We start from the raw sequence: 1,474 nt of genomic DNA, 5'->3' as shown, positions 1-1,474 counted from the left end.
CACGGGAATTTCTGCGCAGTCGGGTATCACAACCCTAAGCGGGAAAAAGTGTCTGGACCTATGGGGTCAAATCCACAAAATAAGAGAGCGAACCATGGAGTACAACCTGAGTGCTGACTGTCCCAATGAAATGGGGGCCTGAAGGCCCCCGATTGTTGATGTCAACGGCTACGCTTTCGGTGCTTCGGATTCAAACATCATGCTGACAATCCCTTGATAGTTGCCGGGCTTGTAACCACCGGTTGGCACAGCGGGAATAATCTCCAACCCGACCTTTTTACCGGTATTGGCATCCGCCTGGTTCAGCAGTTCTTTGGAAGTAGTATTCAACTCAACCCCAGCCACCTTGACGGCCAGATTGATATTGTCCTTGCCACTGATAATGGCGGCCGGATAGAGCAGATAGCCCTTGATGGGGCCAATGGTGCTCTTCATCTCAAGCTGCTTAGTTAATGGCTCCAACTGCTGACTAAAGGAGTTAAAGGCCAGTTTTTGCGGGGTACTCATCCAATCCCCTACGGGCTGCACATAAAAGTTTTCGGTCGGGATCTGCGCCGTTACCGTCACCGTATGCTCTACTTGCTCGGCCGCCATCAGCGTATTGCTCGCCAACAGCAAGGTCGGGATGATCGATAACTTCTTCATAACTACTCCTTCAGGTGTGATTACCTGTCTTGTGATATATCGGAATTCAGAGTTTGAACTCCCTGAATGCCGATTTTTTCCCTTCGATCAGTTCAAAACGAACCATTCTGGTTGCCTCTTCACTGACCCGCTTCTTAACGCCGGGCAGCAGATGCATCTTCTCCGGTTGACTGCATGACGTTTCTTTTTTGTCGCACAGTTCCAGATAATCGAGAATAACGGTGGCATTGCCCCGATTCTCCACATAGAGAACACCGTTTTCACGGTCAATCCGGGTGTCATAACGGGTCTCTTTGGGTGCCACAAACAAAATGGTGCCAAAACCGGTCATAATGCTGACCCCGGCGCTTATTTGCTGTTGTGGCGGCAATTCGGTGAGATCTTCATCCTGTGGCTTTACCGGGACAAAACGCACCCTAAAATAACGTTCACGTTCCCGTTCCCCCATGTAAATAAAACGGGTAGCCTGCATGCCACCTGCGGGAATAATCAACCGTGAGGGACTGGTCACCAGCTGGCGAACGCCCTCCTCCGGTAGCTCCCGCTCCTTGGGCACACCGTCTGCATCATATACAATCTCGGCCAGCGTTATTTTGACAAAAGCCGTTTCATCGCCAATATTGCGAATCCGTTTGAGCAGCGTAGTTTTCTCTGCCGACATATAGTCATATAAAGTGCCAACACTGATATCCGGCGATGCCAAGGCGTTGCCACTGAGCACCAGCAGAAATAAAATAAAAAATTTACTCATACCTGATTACCCATGATTAGCAGCCACCACGAACTATACTGATCTTACGTACAGTTATCGAGGTGCGAGATCATGGCC

The 1,474-nt window shown here is 49.9% G+C and carries 2 protein-coding genes; both read right to left on the bottom strand.

What is annotated here, in order from left to right; translation table 11 throughout:
* Nucleotides 1-168: 168 nt before the first annotated feature.
* The gene (locus PG888_RS22830) at nucleotides 169-645 is read right to left on the bottom strand and encodes a CS1 type fimbrial major subunit (RefSeq protein WP_182937999.1); all 477 of its coding nucleotides are present in this window, start codon (nucleotides 643-645) and stop codon (nucleotides 169-171) included.
* Nucleotides 646-691: 46 nt separating this feature from the next.
* Nucleotides 692-1,396, bottom strand: coding sequence for a hypothetical protein (locus PG888_RS22825; protein WP_182938000.1), 705 nt, complete (start codon nucleotides 1,394-1,396; stop codon nucleotides 692-694).
* Nucleotides 1,397-1,474: the final 78 nt, after the last annotated feature.

This window comes from Aeromonas sp. QDB23, from assembly GCF_027707745.1.
Taxonomy (GTDB): Bacteria; Pseudomonadota; Gammaproteobacteria; order Enterobacterales; family Aeromonadaceae; genus Aeromonas; species Aeromonas allosaccharophila.
The sequence above is the reverse complement of the archived record's forward strand: the minus strand, read 5'-3'. Positions and strand labels throughout refer to the sequence as shown.

What these genes read in the sequence shown, in the direction of transcription:
- PG888_RS22830 (WP_182937999.1), bottom strand. Translation starts at nt 645, where the DNA reads ATGAAGAAGTTATCGATCATCCCGACCTTGCTGTTGGCGAGCAATACG.
- PG888_RS22825 (WP_182938000.1), bottom strand. Translation starts at nt 1,396, where the DNA reads ATGAGTAAATTTTTTATTTTATTTCTGCTGGTGCTCAGTGGCAACGCC.